General features: G+C 62.4%; 24 protein-coding genes. 1 reads left to right on the forward strand and 23 read right to left on the reverse strand.

The window, feature by feature from the left end; translation table 11 throughout:
* Positions 1–266: 266 nt before the first annotated feature.
* The 12 genes from cls to glnA form a co-directional block, all read right to left on the reverse strand.
* A complete protein-coding gene (gene cls / locus H8S62_RS10870) occupies positions 267–1,802 on the reverse strand; it encodes a cardiolipin synthase (protein WP_480175895.1) in 1,536 nt (511 codons plus the stop codon).
* A 561-nt stretch (positions 1,803–2,363) separates the two neighbouring features.
* Positions 2,364–5,855: a DNA polymerase III subunit alpha gene (locus H8S62_RS10875; protein WP_186919331.1), complete on the reverse strand. Its 3,492-nt coding sequence runs from the start codon at positions 5,853–5,855 to the stop codon at positions 2,364–2,366.
* Positions 5,856–5,977: 122 nt separating this feature from the next.
* Entirely contained in the window at positions 5,978–6,265 is a 288-nt protein-coding gene (locus H8S62_RS10880) for a hypothetical protein (protein WP_155151981.1), read from the reverse strand.
* 67 nt (positions 6,266–6,332) lie between these two features.
* Positions 6,333–7,232 (reverse strand): DNA-binding protein WhiA, encoded by a 900-nt coding sequence (gene whiA, locus H8S62_RS10885; protein WP_186919332.1) that lies wholly within the window; start codon positions 7,230–7,232, stop codon positions 6,333–6,335.
* A 151-nt stretch (positions 7,233–7,383) separates the two neighbouring features.
* On the reverse strand, positions 7,384–8,406 hold the full coding sequence (locus tag H8S62_RS10890) for a gluconeogenesis factor YvcK family protein (RefSeq protein ID WP_155152937.1): 1,023 nt from the start codon (positions 8,404–8,406) through the stop codon (positions 7,384–7,386).
* Between the two features lie 124 nt (positions 8,407–8,530).
* Positions 8,531–9,391: an RNase adapter RapZ gene (rapZ, locus tag H8S62_RS10895; protein ID WP_155151975.1), complete on the reverse strand. Its 861-nt coding sequence runs from the start codon at positions 9,389–9,391 to the stop codon at positions 8,531–8,533.
* A gap of 149 nt (positions 9,392–9,540) precedes the next feature.
* Positions 9,541–10,458 (reverse strand): UDP-N-acetylmuramate dehydrogenase, encoded by a 918-nt coding sequence (gene murB, locus H8S62_RS10900; RefSeq protein WP_155151973.1) that lies wholly within the window; start codon positions 10,456–10,458, stop codon positions 9,541–9,543.
* A gap of 49 nt (positions 10,459–10,507) precedes the next feature.
* On the reverse strand, positions 10,508–11,482 hold the full coding sequence (locus tag H8S62_RS10905; protein ID WP_186919334.1) for a GH25 family lysozyme: 975 nt from the start codon (positions 11,480–11,482) through the stop codon (positions 10,508–10,510).
* A 295-nt stretch (positions 11,483–11,777) separates the two neighbouring features.
* Entirely contained in the window at positions 11,778–12,995 is a 1,218-nt protein-coding gene (locus H8S62_RS10910; protein WP_186919336.1) for an LL-diaminopimelate aminotransferase, read from the reverse strand.
* A 13-nt stretch (positions 12,996–13,008) separates the two neighbouring features.
* Positions 13,009–13,800, reverse strand: a complete 792-nt coding sequence (gene dapF, locus H8S62_RS10915; RefSeq protein ID WP_186919461.1) for a diaminopimelate epimerase — start codon at positions 13,798–13,800, stop codon at positions 13,009–13,011.
* 276 nt (positions 13,801–14,076) lie between these two features.
* On the reverse strand, positions 14,077–14,619 hold the full coding sequence (locus H8S62_RS10920; RefSeq protein WP_155151968.1) for an ANTAR domain-containing response regulator: 543 nt from the start codon (positions 14,617–14,619) through the stop codon (positions 14,077–14,079).
* Positions 14,620–14,740: 121 nt separating this feature from the next.
* A complete protein-coding gene (gene glnA / locus H8S62_RS10925; RefSeq protein ID WP_341481055.1) occupies positions 14,741–16,075 on the reverse strand; it encodes a type I glutamate--ammonia ligase in 1,335 nt (444 codons plus the stop codon).
* 552 nt (positions 16,076–16,627) lie between these two features.
* Here glnA and H8S62_RS10930 point away from each other — a divergent pair.
* The gene (locus H8S62_RS10930) at positions 16,628–17,602 is read left to right on the forward strand and encodes a DUF5067 domain-containing protein (protein WP_155151961.1); all 975 of its coding nucleotides are present in this window, start codon (positions 16,628–16,630) and stop codon (positions 17,600–17,602) included.
* 274 nt (positions 17,603–17,876) lie between these two features.
* Here the strand turns inward: H8S62_RS10930 and H8S62_RS10935 are convergent, their stop codons facing one another.
* From H8S62_RS10935 to H8S62_RS10985, 11 genes are all read right to left on the reverse strand, one after another.
* Positions 17,877–18,461, reverse strand: a complete 585-nt coding sequence (locus tag H8S62_RS10935) for a cytidylate kinase-like family protein (protein ID WP_186919337.1) — start codon at positions 18,459–18,461, stop codon at positions 17,877–17,879.
* The gene (locus tag H8S62_RS10940) at positions 18,458–19,864 is read right to left on the reverse strand and encodes an MATE family efflux transporter (protein WP_186919339.1); all 1,407 of its coding nucleotides are present in this window, start codon (positions 19,862–19,864) and stop codon (positions 18,458–18,460) included. Before H8S62_RS10940 ends, H8S62_RS10935 begins: the two co-directional genes overlap by 4 nt.
* 190 nt (positions 19,865–20,054) lie before the next feature.
* Complete coding sequence (locus H8S62_RS10945) at positions 20,055–20,294, reverse strand: hypothetical protein (protein WP_186919340.1); 240 nt, start codon at positions 20,292–20,294, stop codon at positions 20,055–20,057.
* A gap of 254 nt (positions 20,295–20,548) precedes the next feature.
* Complete coding sequence (locus tag H8S62_RS18085; RefSeq protein WP_243255611.1) at positions 20,549–20,971, reverse strand: hypothetical protein; 423 nt, start codon at positions 20,969–20,971, stop codon at positions 20,549–20,551.
* Between the two features lie 438 nt (positions 20,972–21,409).
* Positions 21,410–22,699: a glutamine-hydrolyzing GMP synthase gene (gene guaA, locus H8S62_RS10955; RefSeq protein WP_186919342.1), complete on the reverse strand. Its 1,290-nt coding sequence runs from the start codon at positions 22,697–22,699 to the stop codon at positions 21,410–21,412.
* A gap of 18 nt (positions 22,700–22,717) precedes the next feature.
* Positions 22,718–23,326 (reverse strand): histidine phosphatase family protein, encoded by a 609-nt coding sequence (locus H8S62_RS10960; RefSeq protein WP_155149547.1) that lies wholly within the window; start codon positions 23,324–23,326, stop codon positions 22,718–22,720.
* Between the two features lie 248 nt (positions 23,327–23,574).
* Positions 23,575–24,402 carry a VanW family protein gene (locus H8S62_RS10965; protein WP_341481050.1) on the reverse strand — a complete coding sequence of 276 codons (828 nt, stop codon included), beginning with the start codon at positions 24,400–24,402 and terminating at the stop codon, positions 23,575–23,577.
* The gene (locus H8S62_RS10970; protein WP_207723506.1) at positions 24,392–25,156 is read right to left on the reverse strand and encodes a pentapeptide repeat-containing protein; all 765 of its coding nucleotides are present in this window, start codon (positions 25,154–25,156) and stop codon (positions 24,392–24,394) included. Before H8S62_RS10970 ends, H8S62_RS10965 begins: the two co-directional genes overlap by 11 nt.
* Before the next feature lie 164 nt (positions 25,157–25,320).
* Positions 25,321–25,797, reverse strand: coding sequence for a type II secretion system protein (locus tag H8S62_RS10975; RefSeq protein ID WP_207723507.1), 477 nt, complete (start codon positions 25,795–25,797; stop codon positions 25,321–25,323).
* Positions 25,794–26,105 (reverse strand): type II secretion system protein, encoded by a 312-nt coding sequence (locus tag H8S62_RS10980; RefSeq protein ID WP_186919343.1) that lies wholly within the window; start codon positions 26,103–26,105, stop codon positions 25,794–25,796. Before H8S62_RS10980 ends, H8S62_RS10975 begins: the two co-directional genes overlap by 4 nt.
* Positions 26,102–26,779 (reverse strand): hypothetical protein, encoded by a 678-nt coding sequence (locus tag H8S62_RS10985; protein WP_155149555.1) that lies wholly within the window; start codon positions 26,777–26,779, stop codon positions 26,102–26,104. The genes H8S62_RS10980 and H8S62_RS10985 overlap by 4 nt, the downstream gene beginning before the upstream one ends.
* Positions 26,780–26,793 lie beyond the last annotated feature (14 nt).

Below are 26,793 nucleotides of genomic sequence, written 5' to 3' on the forward strand. Positions count from 1 at the left end.
CCTCCATCGCTCCTATTTTTGTATAGCTTCGTTTGCTCATAACAATACCCCCTGATGTAGTTCTATTATCCTACATCAGGGGGCATTTTGTCATTGTCCGTTTTTACTGGGGCTGTTCAACGGATGGGGCTGCTTTTTTTCAAGAAGCCGCGCCCTATCCGTCATGCGTCCTTCTGACAAAGAACCCCCGGGGCTTCTTTGTCAAGCTGAGGAAAAACGGCGCCCCATGCAGAGCATGGGGCGCCGTTTTTTCTATTTGGGTCCCGTCACATCAGCGGCGCGAAGACCCGCAGCACCGCCCGCAGAAGCCTGCGGCCCACCGAATGCTCCCGGCAGCGCTCCAGGGTGATCTCCTGGCACTTGTTCTGCGTGTTCAGAAAGTCGGCCTTCACGTCCAGCACGGTGGGATCGCCGCACAGCCAAACCCCGTCCTCAAAATGCAGGAACATGCTGCGGTAGTCCATGTTGATGGACCCCACGGTGGCGTACTTGTCGTCCACTGCGAAGTTCTTCCCGTGGACGAAGCCGGGGGTATACTCGTAAATCTTGACTCCCGCCTCCAGAAGCGGCTCGTAGTGGGCCCGGGTGACCTCGAAAATAATCTTCTTGTCGGGGATGTGGGGCGTCATGATGCGCACGTCCACCCCCTCCTTGGCGGCGTTGCACAGGGCGGTATTCACGCTGTCGGAGACGATGAGGTAGGGCGTGGTGATATAGACGTAGTCCCGCGCCTTGTTGATGAGGTTGAGGTACACCGTCTCCCCCACCGGCTCGCCGTCCAGGGGGCTGTCGGTATAGGGCTGGACATAGTACCCCGCCCCGGCCCCGGACGCCTCCGGCAGGTGGGCGGGGCGGTATTTGTCGTAGGGCTCGTCCACGCCGCAGATATAGTCCCACATGGTGAGGAACATCACCGTCATGCTCCACACCGCCTCGCCCTGGAGGCGGATGGCGCTGTCCTTCCAGTGTCCGTACTTCCCCCGTTGGTTGATATACTCGTCGGCCAGGTTGATGCCGCCGGTGAAGCCGGTATGGCCGTCCACAATGCAGAACTTCCGGTGGTCCCGGTTGTTGAGCCGCACGGAGAGCACTGGGACGAAGCGGTTGAAGACACGGCATTTGACGCCCTTGTCCTCCAGCTCCGCCGGGTAGTTCTTGGGCAGGGTGTAGAGGGAGCCGATGTCGTCGTATATCACCCGCACGTCCACCCCGGCCTTCGCCTTCTCCTCCATGATGTCCACAATGGAGTCCCAGAAGACGCCGTGGTCGATGATGAAGTACTCCAGGAATATATAGCTGCGCGCCCTTCGGAGGGCCTCCAGCATATCCGGGAAGGCGTCGTCCCCCAGGGGGTAGTACCTGGTGGCGGTGTTGGTGTAGAGCGGGCAGTGGGCATACTGCTCCAGATAGCGGGACTGGTTCACCGCATCCTTGCCGTAGGGGGCCAGGTCCTCCGCCTTATAGTCGTCGGAGAGGACCTCCACCAGCTTGCGGTCCATGCCCTCCATCTTCCGCCGGGTCCGGGCGGAGAGCTGGTTCCCGCCGCAGAGGAGGTACACCAGGCCGCCGAAGACCGGGAAGACCAGAATGGGGATAATCCAGGCGATCTTATAGCCCGGGTCGCTGCGGGCGTTTACAATCCACAGCACCACCAGCACCGAAACCGCCACGCACAGGATGTAAAACTGCACGAAGTAGTCGGCGAAGCCCACCATCATCACCACCAGCAGCACAACCTGCACAACGAGCAGCAGGCCGACAAGGGCCGTCCGGTGGAACACCAGGGAGGCAATCTTTTTCAGTAAGGTCATCGTTTCCTCTCCAAATACACGTTTTGCGGGCAGGATACGCAGAAGAAAAACCCCTCCGGGCGGCTTTTCGCTCCGCTCCCCGCTTAGTCCCCTGCTCACGGGCGCTCGGCGCTTCTCCTTGTCACGCCTCGCACCCTCCGCGACGGGTCCTAAGCCGTACGACTGCGCAAAAATCCTCCGGACGGCTTGCGTGGGACGCCGCACTGCGGCTTTTCACTCCGCTCCCCGCTTAGTCCCCTGCTCACGGGCGCTCGGCGCTTCTCCTTGTCACGTTCGCGTTGGGCCCATGGCCGGGGCGATAAGCCGCCATTCCGCGAAAAATGCCGTTGGGCTTGCGTGAGACGCCCAACCTGTTTTTTCGGCTCCATGCCGTCTTATCTCCCCTATGCGCCTACGCTCACGCTTCCTTGTCACGCTCGCGTTGGGCCCATGGCCGGGGCGCCTTCCCGACGACTCCGGGCAAACCCGGACAACGCCTCGCGGGGTCCGGCCTTTTCCGGCTTTCCCCGTCGCTCTGGTCCAGGCTCCCCTATGCGCCTACGCTCACGCTTCTTATTTCACCGCCACGTTCTCCTCCCCCAGCATGTCCCGCAGCTCCTGAATCAGGCTGGGATGGACCATGCAGGGGATGGGCGGCGCCCACTGCTGGGCGTCCAGGAATTTGGCCTTGAAGGACTCCTGACCGGGGAAGAGCTCCAGAATGAGCTGAATTTTCCGCCACCTGGGGTCGTCGGCGGAGGGCAGGCGGACGAAGAGCTTCTGCTGCGCTTTGCCGCTCTCCCCGCCGTCTCCGGCGGGAGGTTCTCCGGCCTGGGTCAGGGGACGCACCGAATCGGTCATAATCTGGGGCGCTTTTTCGTCCCGGACGGAGATCTTTCCCGTGACCAGCACGGGGGAGTTCTCCTTGATATAGCTGCCGCTCTCCCCCAGCACGCGGGAGAAGACCAGCAGCTCAATCGCGCCGGTGTCGTCCTCCAACGTCACATAGGCCATCAGCGTGTTGTTCTTGGTGGTCTTGGTCTTGGACGCGGTGACGACGCCGGCCAGGGTGACCTTCTGGTCGTCCCGGTAGTTTTCCGGCCCGTCCTCCCGGGCGAAGTCGGCCATGATGGCCCCGATGGGGGCGGCGTGGCAGCGCCTGGCCGTCTCCCGGTACTGGTCCATGGGGTGGCCGGTGAGGTAGAGGCCGGTGGTCTCCTTCTCCATGGTCATCAGCTCCTGGGCGGTGAACTCGGGGATGTTCTTCAGCGCCATGGCCGGGGCGGAGGACTGGACCTCGTCCGCCCCGCCGCCGCCGAAGAGGTCGAACTGCCCCTCCAGATTTTTCTTGCGTATTTGGGCGATGGAGTCCACCACCTGGCCGTAGGCCTCCAAAAGCTGGGAGCGGTAGACGCCGAAGCCGTCGAAGGCCCCGCACTTGATGAGATTCTCCAGCACCCGCTTGTTGAGGTCTGCGTCGTTCATCCGCTGGCAGAAGTCGGGGAAGGAGGTGAACGCCCCGTGCTCCTCCCGCTCGTCCAGCACCTTCTGGATGATGCCCCAGCCCACGCCCTTGACGGCCGCCAGGCCGAAGCGGATATTCTCCCCCGAGACGGTGAAGGACGCCCCGCTCTCGTTGATGTCGGGCGGCAGGAGGGCGATTCCGCAGTCCCTGCACTCGGCGATGTACTCCGCCACCTTTTCGCTGGAGTCCAGCACGGAGGTGAGAAGGGCCGCCATATATTCTCTCGTAAAATGGCATTTGAAATACGCGGTCTGGTACGCGACGATGGCATAGGCCACCGAATGGGCCTTGTTGAATGCGTACTGGCCGAAGGCCTCAATCTCGTCGTAGATGGCCTCGCCGACGGCGGCGGGGATGCCGTTTGAAACGCAGCCGCAGATGCTGCGCTCGCCGTCCCCGTGGACGAAGGCGCTGCGCTCCTTGGCGATCTGGGCCTTTTTCTTTTTGGAGATGGCCCGGCGCACCATGTCGGCCTGGCCCAGGGAGAAGCCGCCCAGCTTGCGGAAGATCTCGATCACCTGCTCCTGGTAGACGATGCACCCGTAGGTGACGCTCAGGATGGGCTCCAGCATGGGGTGGCGGTAGGTCACCTTCTCCGGGTGCTTGGCGCACTCCAGGAACCTGGGGATGGAGTCCATGGGACCCGGGCGGTAGAGGGCGATGATGGCGCAGATGTCCTCAATGCTCTTGGGCTTGAGGCCCACGCCCACCGCCGTCATGCCGCCCGACTCCATCTGGAACACGCCGGAGGTTCTGCCCTCGGAGAGCATCTTGAAGACGTCGGGGTCGTCGTCGGGGATGCTTTTCAGGTCAAAGCCGGGGATGCGCTTCTTCACCAGCTGAACCGCGTCGTCCAGAACGGTGAGGTTGCGCAGGCCGAGAAAGTCCATCTTGAGCAGGCCCAGCTTCTCCAGCGTGGTCATCACGTACTGGGTAACCACCGATTCGTCATTTTTCGCCAGGGGGACATACTCGTACACCGGCCGCTTGGTGATGACCACCCCCGCGGCGTGGGTGGAGGCGTGGCGGGGCATCCCCTCGATGGCCTTGGCGGTGTCGATGAGCCGGCGGATGCGCTCGTCCCCCTGGTAGGAGTCCCTGAGCTGCTTGGAGAGCTTGAGGGACTGGTCCAGGGTGATGTGGAGCGCGCCGGGGCCGCTGGGCACCTGCTTGGCCACCACGTCCACGTCGGCGTAGGGCACATTCAGCGCCCGGCCCACGTCCCGGATGGCGCCCCGGGCGGCCATGGTGCCGAAGGTGACGATCTGGGCCACATGGTCCGCGCCGTACTTGCGCTGCACGTAGTCGATGACCTCGCCCCGCCGGCGGATGCAGAAGTCGATGTCGATATCGGGCATGGTGACACGCTCGGGGTTCAAAAACCGCTCGAAAAAGAGGCTGTACTTGACCGGGTCCACGTCGGTGATGTCCAGGCAGTAGGATACCATGCTGCCCGCCGCGCTGCCACGGCCCGGGCCCACGGGGATGTCCCTGCCCTTGGCGTAGCCGATGAAGTCGGACACGATGAGGAAGTAGTCCACAAAGCCCATCTGCTCGATGACGCCCATCTCGTACTCCAGCTGCGCGCGGTACTCGTCGTTCCCCCCGGGGTAGCGGCGCTGGAAGCCCGTGCCGCACAGGTGGCGGAAATAGGCGGTGGGGTCGGTCCAGCCCTCGGGGAGCTTGAACTCGGGCAGGTGGTATTTGCCAAACTCAAAGTCCACATTGCACATCTCTGCGATTTTGGCGGTGTTTTCAACCGCCTGAGGCCAGTCGGGAAAGAGGGCGGCCATCTCCGCCTCGGATTTGATATAGAACTCCTCGGTCTCGAACTTCATGCGGGTGGGATCGTCCACCGTCTTCCCCATCTGGATGGCCATGAGGGTGTCCTGCATGGCGGCGTCCTCCCGCCGGGTGTAGTGGGCGTCGTTGGTGACCACCAGCGGGATGCCGGTCTCCTGGTGGATGCGCGTCAGGCCCCGGCATACCTCCATGTCCTCGGGCAGCTTGTGGTCCTGAAGCTCCAGATAGTAATTCCCCTCGCCGAAGTGCGCCTGCATCTCCAGCGCCGCCCGCTTGGCCCCCTCGTAGTTGCCCCCGCGGATCAGCCGGGGGATCTCCCCTGCAAGACAGGCGGAAAGGGCGATGAGGCCCTCGGTGTGCTGCCACAGCAGCGCCTTGTCGATGCGGGGCTTGACGTAAAAGCCCTCCAGGAAGCCCTGGGAGACCAGATAGCAGAGGTTGCGGTAGCCCACCTCGTCCTTGCACAGGAGCACCAGATGGTAGGCCGAGCTGTCCAGCTCGTGGACCCGGTCGGTCATCTTCCGCGGGGCCACATAGACCTCGCACCCGATAATCGGCTTCACGCCCTCGGCCTTGCAGGCGCGGTAGAAATCCACCGCGCCGTACATCACCCCGTGGTCCGTGACGGCCACGGCGGACTGCCCCAGCTCCTTGACGTGCTTCGCCAGCCCCTCAATCCGGCACGCGCCGTCCAGCAGGCTGAATTCGGTATGGACATGCAGGTGGACAAAGGACATAGAGACCTCCTAAGTAAATAAAAAAGGTAAAAGGAACCGTGAAAGCGCCGGGCAGGCCCCCGGAGGGTCCGCCCGCCGGCGGCCTTCAGGGCCTCTGAGGCGCCCCGGGCCGCCCCGCCGTCTTACTCCAGCGGCATGGTGGCGCCGCAGTGGGGGCAGCGGATCATCCCCACCGCCATGCTGCCGCTGTCGAGCATCCGGCGGTTCAGGCTGCGGCGGCAGTTGGGGCAGCGGAAATTCTTCCACATGAGGATGGCGCTGACCACTTCCAGCACCATGCCGCCCGCCACCAATGCCACGCCCGCCGTGAACATGCCCTGCTCCAGGATCACGATGCCCGCCAGCAGGCAGACCACCAGCACCACCCAGCTGAACAGGAACTGCGTGCTCCAAAATTTCTTGACCTTCATTTCCTTATCCTCCTTGAGCGCGCCCATTCGCCGCGCCCTAAATTTGCCGTCGTTCAGATCCGCATCTTCAGCCGTTCCTCGCCAGCTCCATGAGCTTTCTCAGCCGGTGGTTCAGGCAGCTCTTCGTCACCGGCGGGTCGCACAGCTCCGCCAGCTGGGTCAGGGTCAGCTCCGGGTTCTCCACCCGCAGACGGGCGGTCCGGGCCAGCTTGTCCCCCAGCTCGGAGAGGTCCATCCGTTTTTCCAGCGCGCGGATGGCGGCAATCTGCTCCATGGCGGCGTCCACCGCCTTGTCCAGGTTGGCCGCGTCGCAGTTGACCCGCCGGTTCACGCTCCCCCGGAGGTTCTTCTCCAGCTTGGCGTTCATTATCTCCATGGCGGCAAGCGGCGCGCCGATGGCGGTCAAAAAATCCTCAATGTACTCGCTCTGCTTGAAGTATGTCATATAGTTGGACTTGCGGGTGGTCTCCTTGGGGCGGAAGCCCGCCTCCTGGAGCAGGACCGGCAGCTCCCGGCTCACATTATAGTGGGAGGTCACCAGCTCCAGGTGATAGCGCTTGGCCGGGTCGGTGACGGAGCCCCCCGCCAGAAACGCCCCCCGGAAGAAGGCGGTGCGGCAGTGCTCCTCCTCCAGGACGGCGAAATTGATGTGGTGGGCCAGGGCGTCCGCCGGGTCCTGGCCGAACGCGGAGAACACGGCGGCCAGCTTGTCCGGCGCGGCGATGGTAAAGGCCCGCTTTCCCCCCTCGCCGCCGGCCGGCGCGCCGTCGAACTCCACGCGGAAGCCCTTCCTGAAGAGCTGCGGCAGCCGGGCTGCGAAGTCGGCGCTCTCAGTGATAATCCGCACCTCCCGGTGGGTGAAGCTGTTGCAGAACAGGAGCACGCCGTAGGCCTCCGCCTGGGCGCAGCACCGCCGCGCCAGGGGCACCCGGCACAGCTCCGCCTTGGTCTGGCTGGCAAAGGACAAAGAAACACCCCCAAATATCAGAAAGGCAAAGAGAGAAAAACGCGCGATGGGGACAGCGCGCCAAGGCCCCCGATGCGAAAACCGCCGGCAGTTATGGCCTGCCGCCGGGGCGCGCCCCTCCCGTTCTTCATTTTTCCCGCCGCCCTTTTCGTCAGAATACTCTCGTCTCCGCCCGTTCGCTGTAGATCTCCATCACCGCCGCTGAGAGCCGGGCGATGGAGTGCCGGGCGTAGTCGGACGTCTCGGAGGAGAGGGGCCGGGTCACCGGCTCCACGCCCAGGGCCTCGATGTCCGCCTTGTCCACCGTGATGGGGACGGCGTCCTCCTCCCGGTAGCGCTCCACCAGCCGGGGACGCACGGGCGCGGAGTTGCACAGGCACACATCCACCAGCCCCGGCCCGGAGTGGGTCAGCAGGGCCCTTACGTGGTCGGAGGCCGTCATGCCCTCCGTCTCTCCGTCCTGGGTCATAATGTTGCAGATGTACATCTTCAGCGCGTCGGAGGCGCAGATGGCGTCGGCCACGCCCTCCACCAGCAGGTTTGGAATCACGCTGGTGTAGAGGCTGCCCGGACCCAGCAGAATGAGGTCCGCCTGCGCGATGGCCTGGAGGCTCTCGGGCAGGGCGGGGGGACGCTCGGGCAGGAGCCGCACGTTTTTGATGCGGCAGTCCTGGGCCTTCTTGAACCGGCAGATTTTGGACTCGCCCACCACCGCCGTGCCGTTTTCAAAGGTGGCCTCCAGCTGCACGTCGGCGTTGGTCACGGGCAGAATCCGGCCCGAGATGGCCAGGACCTGGCTCATCCGGGCCACGGCCTGGTCGAAGGAGTCGGAGATGCCGTTGAGGGCGGCCAGAATCAGGTTGCCGAAGGACTGCCCCGCCAGACTCCCCGAGTCCTTGGGGAAGCGGTACGACAGCAGCTCCGACATGATGGGCTCGGCGTTGGCCAGCGCCTCCATACAGTGGCGGATGTCCCCCGGCGGGGGCATTCCCAGGTCCTGGCGCAGCACGCCGGACCCGCCGCCGTCGTCGGCCACGGTGACGATGGCGGTCAGGTTTTTGGTATAGCTCTTCAGTCCCCGCAGCATGGTGCTCAGGCCCGTCCCGCCGCCGATGGCGACAATCCTCGGCCCAAACTCCCACCGCCGGTCTGTGCGGCTATAGGGTTCGGTCATTTGCACACCCCCAAGTCAATCGGAAAACGCGCGCGCCGAGCGAGAGCCGCCCGCGGGCGCGGGCGGCGGCTTATACCGGCCCTTGCCCGCTTCGCCCGGGCGGTCTTCCCGCTGCCGTTCATTTTTAAGCTCTCGTCATATCCCTGTGGTTCTCGCCGGCGCTGTACCCCTTCTGCTTGACGAACTCGGCCAGGGCCCGGGTGACGGCCACGCTGCGGTGCTGGCCGCCGGTGCAGCCCACGCCGATGACCAGCATGGTCTTTCCCTCCTCCACATACCGGGGCAGGAGGAAGCCCATCAGGTTTTCCAGGTGCTTCATAAACTCCCGGGTCTCCTGGTAGCCGAAGACGAAATTATAGACGCTCTCGTCCAGGCCGGTCTGCTCCCGCAGCTCTGCGATGTAGTAGGGGTTGGGGAGAAAGCGAACGTCGAATATCAGGTCCGCCTCCAGCGGAATGCCGTACTTGAAGCCGAAGGAGATCACGTTGACGCTCATGGCCGGGGTGGCGTCCCCGCTGCCGAAGAGGCGCAGAATCTCCCCCCGGAGCTTGGCCGCGGACAGCGCCGAGGTGTCCACAATGTACTCCGAGCGCTGGCGCACCGGGGCCAGGTCCGAGCGCTCCTGCCCCACCGCCTCGGCCAGGGTCCGGCCCCGGCCCAGCAGGGGGTGAATCCGCCGGGTCTCCTTATAGCGCTTGATGATGGTCTCGGTGGTGGCCTCCACAAAGAGGATTTTGTAGTTGCAGCCCATTTTCTCCAGGGCGGTAAGGGCCTCGAACAGGCCGTCAAAGGTCTGTCCCCCCCGGATATCGGTCACCAGGGCAACCCGGTCGTACTTCCCCGGCCCTGCCATGCACAGCTCCGCGAACTTGGGGATGAGGGGCGCGGGCATATTGTCCACCACATAGAAGCCCATATCCTCCATGAAGGAGGCCGCCTTGCTCTTCCCCGCCCCCGAGAGGCCCGATATTATCACAAATTCCATAACCTATCCCCCGTCGTCGCAAAGTCCGTGCCCTTCAAAACGGCCTTACGGCCATCCCGCGCGCCGCGTCCCTGCCGCTCCTCTCCCCGCGTCCGCCCGCTTCGCCGGGCCTGCGGGGGCCTTGTTCGGCCCGGCGTCCTTCGTCGCCTTCAGCTGATTCCCAGCGTGCGCACTTCCATCTCCAGCGTCACGCCGGTCTCCCGCAGCACGGTCTCCCGCACCAGCTCCGCCAGCGCCAGAATGTCCGCGCAGGTGGCGCCGCCCCGGTTGACGATGAAGCCCGCGTGCTTCTCGGAGACCTGCGCGCCGCCCACGCGCCGCCCCTTCAGGCCGCACCGGTCGATGAGCGCGGCGGCAAAGTGCCCTGCCGGCCGCTTGAAGGTGCTGCCCGCGCTGGGGTACTCCAGGGGCTGTTTGCTCCTGCGCCTCTCCATCAGCTCGTCCATCCGGGCCTGAATCGCCGCGCCGTCGCCCCTTTGGAGCTGAAATTTCGCGCCCAGAATCAGCCTTGCGCCGCCGGAAAAGGCGCTGTGCCGGTAGGAAAAGTCCTGCTCCTCCCCGGCGACCGTCTCCAGCTCCCCCTCCGGGGTCAGGACCGTGGTCTCCACGCACACCTGGCGGATCTCGCCGTCGTAGGCCCCGGCGTTCATGGTCACCGCGCCGCCCACCGAGCCGGGAATCCCGTGGGCGAACTCCAGTCCCGTAAGGCCCAGCTCCCGGGCGAAATTGGCCAGCCTCACCAGCAACACGCCGCTCCCGGCGGTGATGGCGCTCCCGTCCGCCTCCAGGGCGTCCAGGCCGGTCTGGGTCTTGATGATGAAGCCCTCCCAGCCCCTGTCCGCCGCCAGCAGGTTGGAGCCGTTGCCCATGAAAAAGGGGGTAATCCCCAGCGCGCGGGCGGCCTTCACCGCGGCGGCGGCCTCCGTCCCGCTCTTCGGCAGGGCCATCAGCCGCACCGGCCCCCCCACCCGGAAGGTGGTGTGCCGCGCCATGGGCTCGTTCTCCCGCAGCTCCAGGCCGGGACAGGCCGCACGCAGATCATTTGTAAGGGTGGAATAAGAATCCATTCCCTGCCTCCAAAATCCGTTATTGAGTATAGTCGTGCCAATTATGATATTATAGCAGAAAAGGGAACAGATTAGAATAGAAGCTGAAAAGAAATGCGAAAAGGAGGGGAGGGCCTGCACAGGCCCTCCCCTCCCCACGCCGGGCACCGGGCGAAGGCCGCCAGCTATCCGCCGCCGCCGGGGGCAGGAGAAAGTCCTCGCTGTCTATGTACGGTACAGGCCGGAAGGTCTCCTGTATCGTGTTTTCCGGGAGGGCGTCGGCCGCAAAGCGCGGCCCGTCGTTGTCGGACCCCGGGGATGCGGGGCGCGTCATGGCGCGCAGCTCTTCCGGGCCGCCCCGGAAGACGTTCAGGTCGATATACCGCTCCGTGCCGTCGTAGCCGTCCAGGACGGCGTGGTGGCTGTACTGCCAAAAGGTCCACTCCCGCCAGAACGGGGAGAGGATGGGGAAGCTGCACCAGAGGGGGTAGCCGCCGTACCGGCCCGCAACGTAGAGTCGGTAGGACTCATTGGTCACGTAGAGGATGGGCTTTTGTCCGTAGTGCGCCTCCAGACGGACCAGGAGCGCGTCCAGAATGGGCCGAACCTCCTCCGCGCTCTTGGGATGCTCGATATAGTCCCCATAGAACTCGATATCCACCACGGGCGGCAGCGCCCCGGGCGATACAGGGACCGTGGCGATAAAATTGTCCGCCTGGGTCTCGCCGGGGCTGTCGTAGCTCAGGAAATGGTACGCCCCGGCCAGCACCCCCGCCGAGCGTGCATTCTCCCAGTTGGCGGAAAACCGCTTATCCACCAGGGAGCTGCCCTCGGTGGCCTTGAGGAAGGCAAAGTCCACTCCCTGCTCCGCCAGGGCGGGCCAGTCCACGGTCCCCTGGTAGTTGGAGACGTCCACGCCGAAGACCTCGTACCGTCCCGGCGCGGCCTCGTCCCAGAACAGAATCGCCCCCTGCCAGCGCAGGAGCATATAGATTGCCAGCAGCGCCGCCGCCAGCACCAACAGGATTTTTATCATCCGTTTCATGTCATCACCGGAGTCTATTATGGTCAGATTTTCCACGGCTGACAACAACAAAACAGAAACAAAACAGGTTTTTAATTGCCGCCGCCGATAACGCCTACCCGGGTTCTGACAAAATGCGGCCCGCCCGGGTGCGCCCCCGGGTAAGGGCGTGGGCCGGGAGGGCCGCGCCGGTAAAATCCGTCCGTCCAATGCGCTGAGCGCCCGTTTTCCCGGCAAAGCAAAGAGGGGGGCACAGCCGGCACAGCCGGAAAACCGGCGGGGCCGGCCATGCTCCCTCCCATGGCCTGGACTGTATTTACAGCAGCTTGACGATGCGCTCCACGGCCTCCTCGGTGGCCTCCGCGCCGCCGAAGGCGGTGAGGCGGATGTAGCCCTCGCCCGCGGGGCCGAAGCCCGCGCCGGGGGTGGTGACCACGCAGGCCTTGTGGAGCAGGGTGTCGAAGAAGTCCCAGGAGCCCACGCCCTCCGGGGTGCGGGCCCAGATATAGGGGGCGTTCACACCGCCGTAGACGGTGAGGCCCGCCTGCTCCAGCCCGGATTTGATGACCCTGGCGTTGTTGAGGTAGTAGGCGATGTTCTCCCTGGTCTGGGCCCGGCCCTCGGGGGTGAAGACGGCCTCCGCCGCCCGCTGGACCACATAGGACACACCGTTGAACTTGGTGCCCTGCCGGCGGCTCCAGAGGGCGTTCAGGCTGACGCCCTCCCGCTCCAGCGCCTTGGGGACCACGGTGTAGGCGCAGCGGGTGCCGGTGAAGCCGGCGGTCTTGGAGAAGGAGCGGAACTCGATGGCGCAGGTCCCGGCCCCCTCCACCTCATAGATGCTGTGGGGGATGCCCGGCTCGGTGATGAAGGCCTCGTAGGCGCTGTCGTAGAGGATGATGCTGCCGTGGGCGTTGGCGTAGTCCACCCAGGTCTTGAGCTGCTCTTTCGTCGCCGCCGTGCCGGTGGGGTTGTTGGGAGAACAGATATAGATGAGGTCGGGCACCTTCCCCTGGGGCAGCGCGGGGAAGAAGCCGTTCTCCGCCGTGCAGGGCAGGTACACCAGGTCGGTCCACTTCTCGCCGTCGAAGTCCCCGGCCCGGCCCGCCATGGCGTTGGTGTCCACGTAGACGGGGTACACCGGGTCGCACACGGCCACCACGTTGTCCACGCTGAAGATGTCCCCGATATTGCCGCAGTCGCTCTTGGCGCCGTCGGAGACGAAAATCTCGTCGTCGGCAATCTCCACGCCGCAGTCCCTGTAGGAGCCCTGGATGGCGAAGCGGAGGAAATCGTAGGCGCAGCCGGTCTCCTCGCAGTAGCCGCGGAAGGTCTCCCTGCGGCCCATCTCCTCCGTGGCCTTGGCCATGGCCTCCACAACGGCGGGGGCCAGGGGCAGCGTCACGTCGCCGATGCCCAGCTTGATGAGGGGCATGGGGGGATTCTGGGCGGAGAAGGCCTTCACCCGGCGGGAGATCTCGGGGAACAGGTAGCCCCCGGGCAGCTTGAGAAAGTTCTGGTTGATATGAGTCATCCTTGACTCCTCCTTAGTTGAATTGACCCTCGAACACCGTGACGGCGGGGCCGGTCATATAGATGTGATTATCCGCGATATCCCAGCGAATGTCAAGATCCCCGCCCCGAAGCTGGACGGTGGCGGCGCGCCCGGACCGGCCGCTGAGCGCCGAGGCGCAAAGCACCGCGCAGGCCCCGGTGCCGCAGGCCAGAGTCTCCCCGCTCCCCCGCTCCCAAACCCGCATTTTCAGACGGTCCGGGGAGACCACCTCCACAAATTCGGTGTTGGTGCGCTCCGGGAACGCCGGGTGGCGCTCGAACTCCGGGCCCAGGGCCGCCAGCTCCAGGCCGTCCACGCCGGTGAGGTAGGTGACGATATGGGGGTTGCCCACCGAGATGGGTATGACCTCCCACTCCCTGCCCCGGACCGTCAAAGTCCGGGGCGGCGCGGGCGCGGGCTCCCCCATGTCCACGGTGACGGTCTCCACCGCGCCGTCCCGGGCGTGGAGGGTCAGCCGCTTGACCCCCGCCAGGGTCTCAACGGTCAGCTCCGTCCGGTTGGCGAGGCCCTTTTCGTAGACGTATTTGCCCACGCAGCGGATGCCGTTGCCGCACATCTCCCCCTCTGAGCCGTCGGCGTTGAACATACGCATCCGGAAGTCCGCCCGGCGGGACGGAAAGATGCAGATGAGGCCGTCGCTCCCCACGCCGAAGTGCCTGTCGGACAGCCTGACGGCCAGCCCCGGTAAATTCCCCGGCGTCTCTTTCGTGCAGTCCAGGTACACATAGTCGTTGCCCAGACCCTGCATCTTGGTGAAGCGCAGCATGAAAACCTCCTGTTTCCGCACAGTGATGGGAGTGAGACGGAAAAAGCGGCGCGGGTCTGAGCCGCGCGCATCGGTTACGGCGGGCGCGGGAAAAACGCTTCACGCCTGTCTCCCCGCCGGACAGCGCCCCGCTGCGTTTTTGCGTCTCAACTCTCACTCAGGCCCCCGCCCCTTCCCGGCTGATGAAAAGCCGGGCGGCAGTCGCTTGGGACTGCCGCCCGGCCGGACCGACTTCACTGCCGCATATCCGGTTGTGGGGGCGCACAGTCAATCCTATGCGTTCCAGGAGCCGTCCAATACCATCTGCGCGGTCTGAATGAGTTTGGCGCCGGTGTCCATGCTCCGCTTCTGCAGGAAGCGGTGGGCCTGCTCCTCCGTCATGCCGTTGCGGCCCATCAGCACCGCCTTGGCCTCGCTGATGACGCTCCGCTCCTCGTCGCTGCGGCGGGGCCGCACGAATTTCTCCAGCCGACGCCCCATCTGGAGGAGCAGCCGCACCGACGCCGCCAGGTCCCCCTTGGACACGGGGGCGGCCAGCTTGAAGATGTCCTCGTTTTCGCACAGCTCCAGCAGGCTCCGGGGCGCCACCAGCAGCATGGCGCAGCTGGCGGGCAGGTCGTCGAAGAGGTCCTCGGCGGACTCGTCCGGGAATTTATAGCCGCAGACCACGGCGGTGATATGGAGCTTGTTCACCACCCGCTTCACCTCCGCCGAGGAGCGGCAGACGATGCAGGAGGCCGTGCCGGCGGCCTCCAGTATATCCTTGATGCGCCGGCAGCTCTTGTCGCTCTCAAAGGCGACGATTACCTTTTCCATAGTTCTTCAACTCCTCTTCGCTAAGGAGTCGCCGGAGACGCGGGACGGCGCGAAGGCCGTCCCCTACAAGACGTAGGGCGGGGGCTCTGTCCCCCGCCGCGCAATCACCTGCGCGCCGGGTTTAATAGTTGATGATGTACTTCTCCCGCTCCCAGGAGCTGACGCGGGTGCGGTATTCCTCCCACTCCTTCTTCTTGCCCTCCAGGTAGTTCTCCGCCACATGGGCGCCCAGGGTGTCCAGCACGAGCTGGTCGGACTCCATGGCCCTGATGGCCTCCTCCAGAGAGCCGGGCAGGTTGTCGATGCCCCTTGCGGCGCGGGCCTCCCGGTCCATCTTGAAGATGTTCTCGGTGATCTCGGCGGGCGGGACCATGCCCTTCTCAATGCCGTCCAGCCCGGCGGCCAGGCAGACGGCCAGCTCCAGGTAGGGGTTGCAGGAGGGGTCGGGGGAGCGCAACTCCACCCGGGTGCCCTGGCCCCGGCTGGCGGGGATGCGGATGAGGGCGGAGCGGTTGGAGGCGGACCAGGAGAGGTAGCAGGGCGCCTCGTACCCGGGCACCAGGCGCTTATAGGAGTTGACAAGCGGATTGGTGACGGCGGCCATGCCCTTCACATGGCGCAGCAGTCCCGCGATAAAGGCGTACGCCTCCTTGGAGAGGCCCTTCTCGCCGTCGGGATCGCAGAACACGTTTTTCCCGTTCTTGAAGAGGGACATATTGGTGTGCATGCCCGAGCCCGCCACACCGTAGATGGGTTTGGGCATAAAGGTGGCGTGGAGGCCGTTCTTCTGAGCCAGAATTTTGACCGCCAGCTTGAAGGTCATGATATTGTCGGCCGCCTTCAGCGCGTCGGTGTATTTGAAGTCAATCTCGTGCTGGCCCTCGGCCACCTCGTGGTGGCTGGCCTCGATTTCAAAGCCCATCTGCTCCAGCGCCATGCAGATCTCCCGGCGGGTGCCCTCTCCGTGGTCCAGAGGGCCCAGGTCGAAGTAGCCGGCCTCGTCGTTGGTCTTGGTGGTGGGCTTGCCCTCCTCATCGGTCTGGAAGAGGAAAAACTCGGCCTCGGGCCCCACGCAGAAGGAGTCGTAGCCCATCGCCTCGGCCCGCCGCAGGACCTGCTTGAGCACGCCCCGGGGATCGCCCACAAAGGGCGTGCCGTCCGTATTGTACACGTCGCAGATGAGCCGGGCCACCTTGCCGTGCTGGGGACGCCAGGGGAATACCACGAAGGTGTCCAGATCGGGATAGAGGCACTGGTCGGACTCCTCCAGCCGGACGAAGCCCTCGATGGAGGAGCCGTCGAACATAATCTGGTTGTTGACGGCCTTTTCAATCTGGGAGGCTGTAATGGCCACATTCTTCAGCTGGCCGAAAATGTCGGTAAACTGGAGGCGGATGAACTCGATGTCCTCTTCCTTTACCATTCGGATGATGTCTTCCTTGGTATACGCCATGATGGGTATCCCCTTTCCTCTTATAATAGAGTGGACATTCGTGAAATTTGCCTCTCCCGCCCCATCGGCAGGTATGAAAAGAAGGCGCTCCGCCCTTAGGTGGAACGCCTTCGTCCTCAACTGATGCTATGAGTATAAGGACTTCAGCGCTCTCTGTCAAGTCTGATTGGAAGGTTTTATCGCTTTCCTGCCAACAACAGGACCTTATCCCGGGCAGCCCCCGCGCCGATGCGGCGTCACAGGGTGTATGCTGCAAATCCGGGAGAGCCGGCCGCCAGGCCGGAGACAGTTCCGTACCATGAAAAATACTAACACAGCCCAACCGTGTTTACAATCGGCAAATCTGTGCGCTTTTTTGGTCAATTGTCCAATGTTTATGGTTTTGTTGACAGTGTGGGGCCGGTCGGCGGGGACCGTATACGGCGCATGGCGCACCGGGAATTTGACAATTTCCGACAAGCACCGTATAATCGTTACAGGCGGCAAGTATCCCGGCCCGCCTGTCAATGTCCCCGGCCGCCGGAAGCGGCACTATAATGAGAGGACGTATGAAGTATGAATCGGAAAGCTCTTGCCCTGCTCCTGAGCGGAGCGCTCTGCCTCACCCTGGCCGCAGGCTGCAGCAGCGACGGCGGCGGTAACGCCGCTAAGGACAGCACGCCCCCCAGCGCCGCCCAGCAGACCCCCTCCGCAGCTCCCTCCCCCTCCGGCGACCCCGCCCCTGTGGAGACCCCGGACGCCGCTCCCGGCGACACGCTGGAGAGCAGCGGGACGCTGGGGGATTACGGCGTCGAGATAAAGGATTTCGCCCTGGCGAAAGACTACACCGGCGCGAGCGCCATCGTTATTACTTACACCTTCACCAACAACAGCGAGGAAGCTGCCGCCGCAATGGTCGCGCTGAGCGAGATTGCCTACCAGAACGGCCTGCAGCTTGACGCCGCCGTCATCGCGGACTCCAGCGTGTGCGACCCTCAGAGCGCCATGCTGGAGGTCAAGACGGGCGGCTCCATCGACGTTCAAAAGGCCTACGTTCTGGTCAGCGAAACCGCGCCGGTCAGCATTGAGATCGGCGAGCTGTTCAGCTTCTCCGGCGATAAGCTGGGCAAGACCTTTGAAATCTCAGAGGGCGGCGTCACCGAGCTGGCCACCATCGATGTGCCCGCCGACGCCGTGACCGGCTCGGTCGGCGATTATGAGGTCTCCATCATCTCCTGCACCGCCGTGAAGGACTACGAGGGCGCCGACGCCGTCGTGATCACCTACGGCTTTACCAACCACAGCGACAAGGCCGCCAACTTCATGACGGCGGTCCGCGACATCGCCTATCAGGACAGCGTCCAGCTGACCTCGGCCGTCATCGGCGATACCGACGTGCACGAATCCACCGACGTTATGCGCAACGTCCAGCCCGGTGCGTCCGTCATCGTCACCTCCGCCTACACCACCACCAGCACCTCCCCCATCGAGGTAGAGGTGGGCGCGCTGTTCGGCGGGACCTCGATCACCCGGACCTTTACCCTGGAATAACAGAAAAAACAGCCCGCTCCAAGTGGAGCGGGCTGTTTTTAAATATCCGTGTCTTACTCCCATTCGCCAAGTCAACTCTGGTTCTAAACGATATTGTTTAGAGGATTTGACTTCTTTTTGCTTGATTTGATACCGATTATCCAACAAACACAGTGTTGCCGGATTCCTGTTATCAAAAAATGATCAGTCCGTTGGTTATCAAAGATGTTGATTTTACCGTAAAATGCGGAAAAGCGCAAACTACACTTTTCCGCATTTTCTACCCCGTTTTCTATCAATATAGGCCCGTAATAAGTTCAACACACTTTTCAATACCGAAAATACCGCTGTCCAAGGAAATATGATAATTGTCCGCAACGCCCCATTCTGTATCCGTGTACATCTGATAATAGACTTTGCGCCGCTTGTCCTTATCCAGTAATCGCTGCTCTGGCTTTTCGTCACGCTCTCCATAGAGCTTGACGATCCGTTCAGCTCGTTTTTCCTTAGAGGCATGGATGAACACAGTAAGGCAATCCGCGGTATCCTTTAGAATGTAATCTGCGCATCGGCCCACAATCACACAGGGGCCTTTTTCTGCCAGCTCTAAAATGATTTCCCGCTGTATTTTCCATAAATCATCACTGATAGAGTGTCCGTTATAGTCCCGGCCCCCAAACATATTTACAAACCAGTTGACAGAGGGGGCATACTCGCCCCTATCTGCAATATACTCTTTGGCGAAACCACTTTTTTCGGCAATTTTATTGATTAGTTTTTCGTCATAGCAAGGGATACCCAACTTTTCAGCAACCTCCTTGCCTATTGTTCTTCCGCCACTGCCAAATTCACGACTGATGGTAATAATACGGTTTTTCATAGTGTATTTACCTCTTTTCTGTTCAGTTCTTTGAAAGTGCCAACAATCAACAATACCGCAACAATAAAGGTGAGAACGTCTGAAGTGGGCATGGAATACAGAACGCCGTCCAACCCAAAGAAAGCAGGCAGCAGGAGTGCAAATCCCACGCCAAACACCACTTCCCTGATTAGCGAGAGGATTGTTGATGCGGCAGCCTTTCCCATTGCCTGCAAGAAAATAAAACAAGCCTTGTTGATGCACGCCAAAACAATCATACACAGATAAATGCGGAAAGACTTCAAGGCAAACTCTGTATAATAGACGCTTTCATTCGCTGCACCAAAAATGGAAATAAGCTGTTGGGGGAAGAACTCAACAAGGACGAAACCAACAGCGCCAACGATGGCCTCTGAAATCAGCAACTTTGTAAACAGCTCCTTGACACGCCCCTTTTTTCCCGCGCCCATATTGAAGCCGACAACGGGGATACAGCCAGCAGCCATACCGACAACGATAGAAATGACAATCTGGAAGAACTTCATCACGATTCCTACCACCGCCATGGGAATCTGCGCGTATTGCGCCTGCCCAAACACAGCATCCAAAGCGCCGTATTTTCGGAGCATATTGTTGATGGCAGCCATAGCGGCCACCAAGGAAATCTGCGAAAGAAAGCTGGTCATACCAAGGAGAAGCGTTCTCCCGCTGATTTTTCGATCTATTGAATAATCAGCTTTGGCAGGCCGGATTAATTTCATGTTGAGCAAATACCAAATGGCTAAAACAGCGGTGATGATCTGCCCAATCACGGTTGCGACTGCGGCACCCATCATGCCCCAACGGAACGTGAAAATAAAAATGGGATCGAGGATGATATTTGCCACGGCGCCGGCCAGCGTGGAAACCATCGCAAACTTTGGATTACCATCGGCTCGGATAATGGGATTCATGGCCTGCCCAAACATATAGAACGGAATGCCAAGGCTGATATAGAAGAAATATTCTTTGGAGTGGCGGAATGTTTCTTCGCTGACCGTTCCTCCGAACATGCCGATGATCTGATCAGAGAAGATCAAGTAGAGAGCGGTCAACACCAAACTGCTGCACACAGCGATAACGACAGCGTTTCCAACGCTCCTTTTTGCCGACTGCCCATCGCTTTTCCCCAAGCTGATGCTGACGAACGCGCAACAACCATCACCAATCATCACAGCGATAGCCAGAGCCACCACCGTCAACGGAAACACAACGGTATTGGCTGCGTTGCCATAGGAGCCGAGATAAGCAGCGTTGGCAATAAATATCTGGTCAACGATATTGTATAAAGCGCCGACGAGAAGTGAGATGATGCAGGGAACGGCGTATTTCCCCATGAGCTTGCCGACCTTTTCGGTGGAAAGACATTGATTTGGTTCTGACATTTTTGGTTTACCTCCCGTTTTGCACAAAAAAATAATGCGTAAGTCCGGATAGTCCGGACTTACGCATTTGCGGCTCGACATAGATATTATAGTATTTGACAACGGTTTTTTCAAAGGGTATTTTTCACAAATTATCTTATGCGTATATTTGAAGAAACTGTGCCTGTAAATATAGTTCTGTAATGCCCTGTTATTTCAAATAATCGCCCACAGGGGCGCTATTGTACTGCTTGATGACCTTGACCATGATGGAGCCATCCGGCTGGACAGACTGGCCGACCATCTTGTATTGGGTATGGTTGCGCTCCAAGTTTTTCCTGTACTGCTCAACCTCCTGCTCAACTTGCTTCACGGCCAAATCATGTGCAACATCTTCCTTCAGCAAGAAGTGAAGTGTCTGACAGATACAGGCTGCTTTCACGCGTTTCATAATAACTGTATCCTCCTTTGATATCATATACAACGCCGATTAAGAAAAGTTGTCGCATATCCTATAAATATTATAGTTAATTTTTTGTGCAAATTTCAAAGGCCATTTTCACCAAAATTTAGCACGTTAAAGTTGGCTATATTAAATGCTTTTTCTATCAGCGAAAAAAGACTTGAAGAAATATTAAATGAAGCAGACGAGTAGTTTGCTATTTGGAAAAGGCATATTACAAGACCGCATGTAAATCAACTTGCTTACCGAGTGTCATGGTCTAAAGAGCGCCGGGGTCGTTTCCGTATTTTCTCCGCCTGCTCCCGCTGTTTGTCGGCCTCAACCGCCTGTTCTACCTCCTGGGAGCCAAAGGCCCGCCTGACCCGCTCGTAGTTAGCGGAGACACCCCGCATGGTCTTGTTCTCCATCTTCAACTCCTGCAAGCAATCTGACAGGCGCTCGTTGCTCTCCCGCACCCGGCCATAGTCCCCTTGCAGACACTCAAACTTTCCCTTTAGGTCGATATAGGCCCGGTACAAGGAACGCAGCACCTTGACGATTTGGGCCAGCAAAGGCTTTGCTTTTTTCTCCCGGTAGGCCCGTCCCGTTTCCAGCGCCCCCGGCTCCGGTAAAATCTGCTCCGGGTCTGCCGAAAACTCCGCCGCCAACCGCTCCATATTCTTCACAGCCGGGGCCAGCTCCTTTCGCCTTTGCTCTTGCTGCTCCACCTGGCTCTGTTTCTCTGTTTTTTTCCATTTTCAGGGCGGCGGTCTTCTTGCGCCCTCTGCTCTTTCTTATCGTCCAGCACGGACAGGTGTTTGTCGTTATCCTCCCGCTCGATGCCGTGGCACTCCATCACAAGGGAAAGCTGTTTTTCTCCGAGCGCACCCACTGGTTCCACTCCGTGTCCCCCCTGGCGGCGCATACTTAGCATATAAGTTTAAGTAAAAATTTATATAGAATATTACCAACACACAAAAAAGAGCTGACTGGCACTCAAAACCAATCAGCTCTTTTTCTATGAATAGTTTACAATCGTGTTGTCGATGTTGCCAAATCGTTGCCAAGAGGGAAATTGCAAATCCACAAACGGCTATTTGCAAGGCTTTGCGGACTTCACAGGGTCATTCCCACTCGATGGTGCCGGTGGGCTTGGGCGTAAGGTCGAAGAGCACGCGGTTGACGCCCTTCACCTCGGCGGTGATACGCCCGGTGATGTGCTGGAGCAGCTCAAAGGGCACGTTCTCCACGGTGGCGGTCATGGCGTCCACGGTGTTGACGGCGCGGATGATGACGCACCACTCGTCTGCGCGCCTGTTATCCCGCACGCCCACGCTCTTGATATCCGGTATTGCAGTGAAGTACTGCCATACCTTGCCCTCCAGGCCGTTCCTGGCGAACTCCTCCCGGAGGATGGCGTCGGACTCCCGGACGGCCTCCAGCCGGTCCCGGGTGATGGCCCCCAGGCAGCGCACCCCCAGGCCGGGGCCGGGGAAGGGCTGGCGGTAGACCATGGCGTCGGGCAGGCCCAGGGCCTTGCCGCAGGCGCGCACCTCGTCCTTGAAGAGCATCTTCAACGGCTCCACCAGGGCGAAATCCAGGTCCTCGGGCAGACCGCCCACATTGTGGTGGGACTTGACCGCCTTGACGGTCTTGGTGCCGGACTCGATGATATCGGGGTAGATGGTGCCCTGGCCCAGGAATTGAATGCCGCAGAGCTTACGGGCCTCCTCCTCGAAGACCCGGATGAACTCCGCGCCGATGAGCTTGCGCTTTTGCTCGGGATCGGCCACGCCGGAGAGCTTATCGAGGAAGCGGTCCACCGCGTCCACATAGACCAGATTGGCGTCCATCTCGTCCCGGAAGACCTTCACCACCTGCTCCGGCTCGCCCTTGCGCAGGAGGCCGTGGTTCACGTGCACGCAGGTGAGCTGCTTGCCGATGGCCTTGATGAGGAGGGCGGCCACCACGGAGGAGTCCACGCCGCCGGAGAGGGCCAGGAGGACCTTCTTGTCCCCCACCTGCTGGCGAATCAGCTCCACCTGGTCGGCGATAAAGTTGTCCATGTTCCAGTTGGCCTCGGCGCCGCAGACGCCGAACACGAAGTTGGAGAGGGCGGTTTTCCGCTCCGCGTCGTCGGCGGGCCAGGGCTTGTCCCCCTTGTGGTCGGCCAGGAGGACGGGCGCCTCGTAATTATAGATATCCCTGGAGACGTCGATCTCCACGCCGTCCACCACCCGGTTGGGGCCGCCGTTGAGGATGACGCCCTTCACGCCCGGCAGGGCCTTCAGCTCCTCCAGCGTGATGTCGTGGGGGTGGATCTCGCTGTACACGCCCAGCGCGCGGATTTCACGGGCCAGCCTGGCGTTCTCCTCGCTGCCCAGGTCCAGAATGACAATCATGTCCTGCTTCATTGCAGTACCTCCATCTTTTTATTGAATAGGCCGGGGGAAAATACCTGCGCCCTGCAGCGGCCGGTCCAGCGCGATCCAAGCGCCGTTGTCCAGCTTGCAGCGGCTGAGAAAGCGGTTGTCAAGCACCTCCACGCCGTCCAGAAAAGCCCGCACGGAGGAGATGACGGCGCTGTGGCAGGCCACCAGGGCCGTGCCCCCGCCTGCGTTCTGGAGGCGCGCCAGGGCGGGCAGCACCCGGGCGAGCAGCTCCCCATAGGACTCCCCCTCCGGAGGCCGGACGGTCCGGCGGTCCGCCTGGTAGGCGGCGTACTCGGCGGGCCACTGCGCCTCCACCTGTGCCCAGGTGCGGCCCTCCCAGGCCCCGAAGCTGACCTCCCGCAGGTCCTCCACTATGGTGATTTCGTCCAGCTCCAGCGCCCGGCAGGCGATGCGGGCCGTCTCAAGGGCGCGGATTTTCGGACTTGAGTAGCAGCGTTCGATCTTCTCTCCGCTCTCCCGGAGCCGCCGCCCCAGTTCCTCCGCCTGGGCCCTGCCCCGCCCGTTGAGGGGGACGTCGTGATACCCCTGAATCCGCCCGTCGGCGTTCCACTCGGTCTCGCCGTGGCGGGCCAGCAGCAGCCGCATCATGGTCTCACGCCCCTTTCCGCCGTTTTTCGCCTTTAACCGTATTATCCTACCACAAACACCCCCGGGACCGCAAGAAAAAAAGCGGGGCCGGGCCTTATTGGATAAATGGCAATATGCCCGGCGGCGCGGAATTTTTTCGGCCGGCAGGCAGCTTTTTCGCAGAAATCCTGACGGTTTTAAGGAAAACAGCGCCGTATAGTCGGGAAAAGGCCCGCCGGTTGGGCGTGTTGATATGTTTCAGAAAAGTCCTAGGCGCGCTCCGTCCCAATCTCCAGCCCGGCCGTGTCGTACATCACCCTGGCGTGGTTCTCCCGCAGGAGCAGCCGCTCCTCAGCGGCGCCGGTGGCAGGGTCCAGCGCGGTGCGCCAGACCTGGCCCACCCGCCACACCGCCCCGTCCTCCCGGACGAAGCCCTCCCCCGCGGCGCAGATATGGTACTTGAGGGGCTGCGGGGCGTCTGCGCGCAGCTCGCCGCAGAGGTGCCTGTCCGTGATGTGGACGAGAATCTGATAGGTCCGGTCCGTGGAATTGCGAAAGCGGTAGTCCAGGTAGTTATAGAAGATGGAGGTCCCCGTCCCGAAGGGGATCTGGCGGTTGAAGTCCGGGAAGAGGTCGTACCCGTCGTGATGGTGGTGCTCCACAATCTCCAGGGGCGTGTGGAGCACCATCCAGTGCAGGAGGTTGGTGAACTGGCACATCCCGCCGCCCACGCCCCGCCGGGCCTCACCGCCCCCGATGGTCAGCCCCTCCCGGTAGCCCCGGCGTGCGGTGGGGTTGCCCACCAGCCGCCAGAAGGAGAAGGTCTCCCCCGGCCGGATCAGAATGCCGCTGACCCTCGGCGCGGCAAGGGCCAGATTCACGGCCTTGTTCTCCTGCAGCTGCATGTCTACCTGGCCCAGCCGGCGGCGGATGAGGGAGTTGTGCCGGTAGATGACCACGGGCAGCGGCTCCGGGCTCCTGTCCGCCGCGAAGCGCCCGCCGCGCACCGTGTCCGACAGGCGGCGCACTGCCCGGCATTTGGCCGTGGAGATGGCGTAGGCCGCCGGGCCCAGCTGATAAAATCGCTTATGTGCCACGTCGCGCCGCTCCTCCTCCCCAGTGCTCCGGCCTGCGCAGGGCGGGCGGCAGCTTGGTTTTTTCATCCCCCCTGGCCCCGTTCACCTGCCCCTGGGTGAGAAAGACGCACTCCGAGAGGTCCGCGCCGGAGAGGTCCGCGTCCCGCAGGTCGGCCCCCAGCAGGCTGGTCCCCCGGAGGGAGCAGCCCCGCAGATTGGCGGCGATCAGCAGCACCATGCTCAGATCCCGCCCGGCTGTCTCGTCTCCCCGCAGCCGCCTGCCGGCCAGATCCCCGCGCCTGGGCCTGCCCCTGTCGCACACCAGGGCGACCGCCCGCTTGAGGACGGCGTTCACACGCTCCTGAAAGGCGTCGATATCCTCCGCGCCGCCGCTCTCCGCCATCAGCGCGTCCAGCTCGTCCCGCAGGCCGCCGCAGGGCTTCAGCGAGGCCGCCTGCGCCAGATACCAGCGCATCTGCCGCAGGCGGAAGAGGCGGTGGAAGTCCCCGCCGCCCTCACAGGCGGCCTGACCCGCGCCGAAGCAGTCGTAGGCCATGCAGCCCTTCAGCCCCCGCTCCGCCAATTCGCCGTGGATATCGCAGCGGAAGCCGGCCGTCAGATGAGCGCAGGGCACCCCCGCGGCCTTGTCCGCCGGAAAGCCGTCGCACCGGGAGAAATAGAGCTCCGTGCAGCACAGGCCCCGGCACCGGCTGCAGTCGGCGGCCATTTCACCCATCAGCGCGGCATAGGGGCTCTCCCCTCTGATCTGTCCCATTCCCATGGCTCCTTTCACAGCGGCGCTCTGCCGGGCCAAGGGTCCGGCCCGGCGCATAACGGGTACATTATAGCGCATTCGGCCGCAAAAGGAAAGAGCGGCCCATATGGAATCAGAGCGGAACGGGCCGGGACCTATTCAGAAGGTCCCGGCCCGTTCCGGCTCTATTCCACGTTCAGCGGGTCCACAGTCAGCTCGGACCGGGCGCGGATTTGGCCTTGAGCGTCCGTGATGACGAGGCGCACTGTAAAAAGGCCGTCCGCCTGACGATAGCTGACCTCGGCGTCGGCCCCCAGGCCGCTGGTATAGGCCCCGTCCCCCACCAGGGGCAGGCCCCCGATGGTTATTTTTCCGCTGCCGTCCGTGCCGAAGGACACATTGCGGCCGAAGGCGGCGCTGTCGAACTGCGCCGCGCCGCCGTTCTCTCTGGGCGCGGCGGCATACCGCAGCTCGTCGGCGATGGCGGTGGAGAGGGTGGAGCAGAGAACCTGGGCCTCCGCACTGGCCGTCACCTGGCGGTAGGCCCGGACGGCCGTGGGCAGGCCGACCCCCAGGGCCGCCGCAATCAGGCCCAGAATCGCCACGGCGGTGAGCAGCTCCGTCAGGGTGAAGCCCCCTTTGGAGCGGAGCTTCCTTCTCAAGGCGCCACCTCCACGCCGGCCAGCCGGTAGGATTTCAGCTCGCCGCTGCCGCCGGAGATGACAACCGGCAATTCTCCGCTGCTGCCGCCGACGGTCAGCGTAATCGCGGCGTCCCCGTCCTCTCCGCGGCCCGCCTCAGCGGCGCTCAGCTCCTCATAGAACTGCGCGTCTGCCGCCTCGGCCCGCTTGGTGAGCCGGGCGGAGACCCCCACCATCGTGGCCAGCAGGGCCGAGGCCATGGCGATAATGAGGATGGACACCAGGGTCTCGGTCAGGGTCTCGCCCCGTTTGCTTTTGAGCTTTTTCATGCGGCGGCCCCCTTTGTGATGGCGCCCCTGGGCCATGTAATCTTTTCGACCGACCGGTAGGTGTCCGTCTGCACGGTTTCACCCGTGGCCGGATCGTTCTCCGTCACATGGCGCTCCTCATCGTGGGACGCCGAGGCGGCGGGGACGGTCAGCGTCACGCTCTGACGGCCGCCGTCCGTCCCGTCGCCGACGCTGAGCGTCACGGTGACGGTGTATTTGTCATCCCCCAGACCGTCGCTGACTGTGAGGCGGGCGGACACATCGTCCAGCCCCTCCGCCTCTATCGTCAGCTCGACCGGAGATGCCGTTTCCCCCTTGGAAACAGCAGCGGCCGCCGCCGCCAGCGCGGGCTGTAAGGCCTTCGTTTCGGCGGTTTCCAGGTTGCGGGACACGATGCTTTCCTCGCGGGGAATGCCGTCTGCGCCGGTCACCACGGTCGTGGTGGCGGTGATGGTAAAGCTGGTTTCATTCAGGATATCCCGCAGCGCCTCCGCCGCGGAGGAGGCGGTCAGGTAATCCTGCTGGGTCTGCCGCTGGCTTGCGATCCGGCCCGCGCTGGCGGTGGCGGCGGTGAGGACTACGCCGCCCACTGTCAGGCAAAGCAGAAAAAAGACCATGGCCAGGAGGATGGAGGCCCCCCTCTCGCTCTTCAGTTTGGCCCGCAGGCAGTTCATGGGGCCGCCTCCTC

Origin of the sequence: Lawsonibacter faecis (genome assembly GCF_014287675.1) — a bacterium.
GTDB lineage: Bacteria > Bacillota > Clostridia > Oscillospirales > Oscillospiraceae > Pseudoflavonifractor > Pseudoflavonifractor faecis.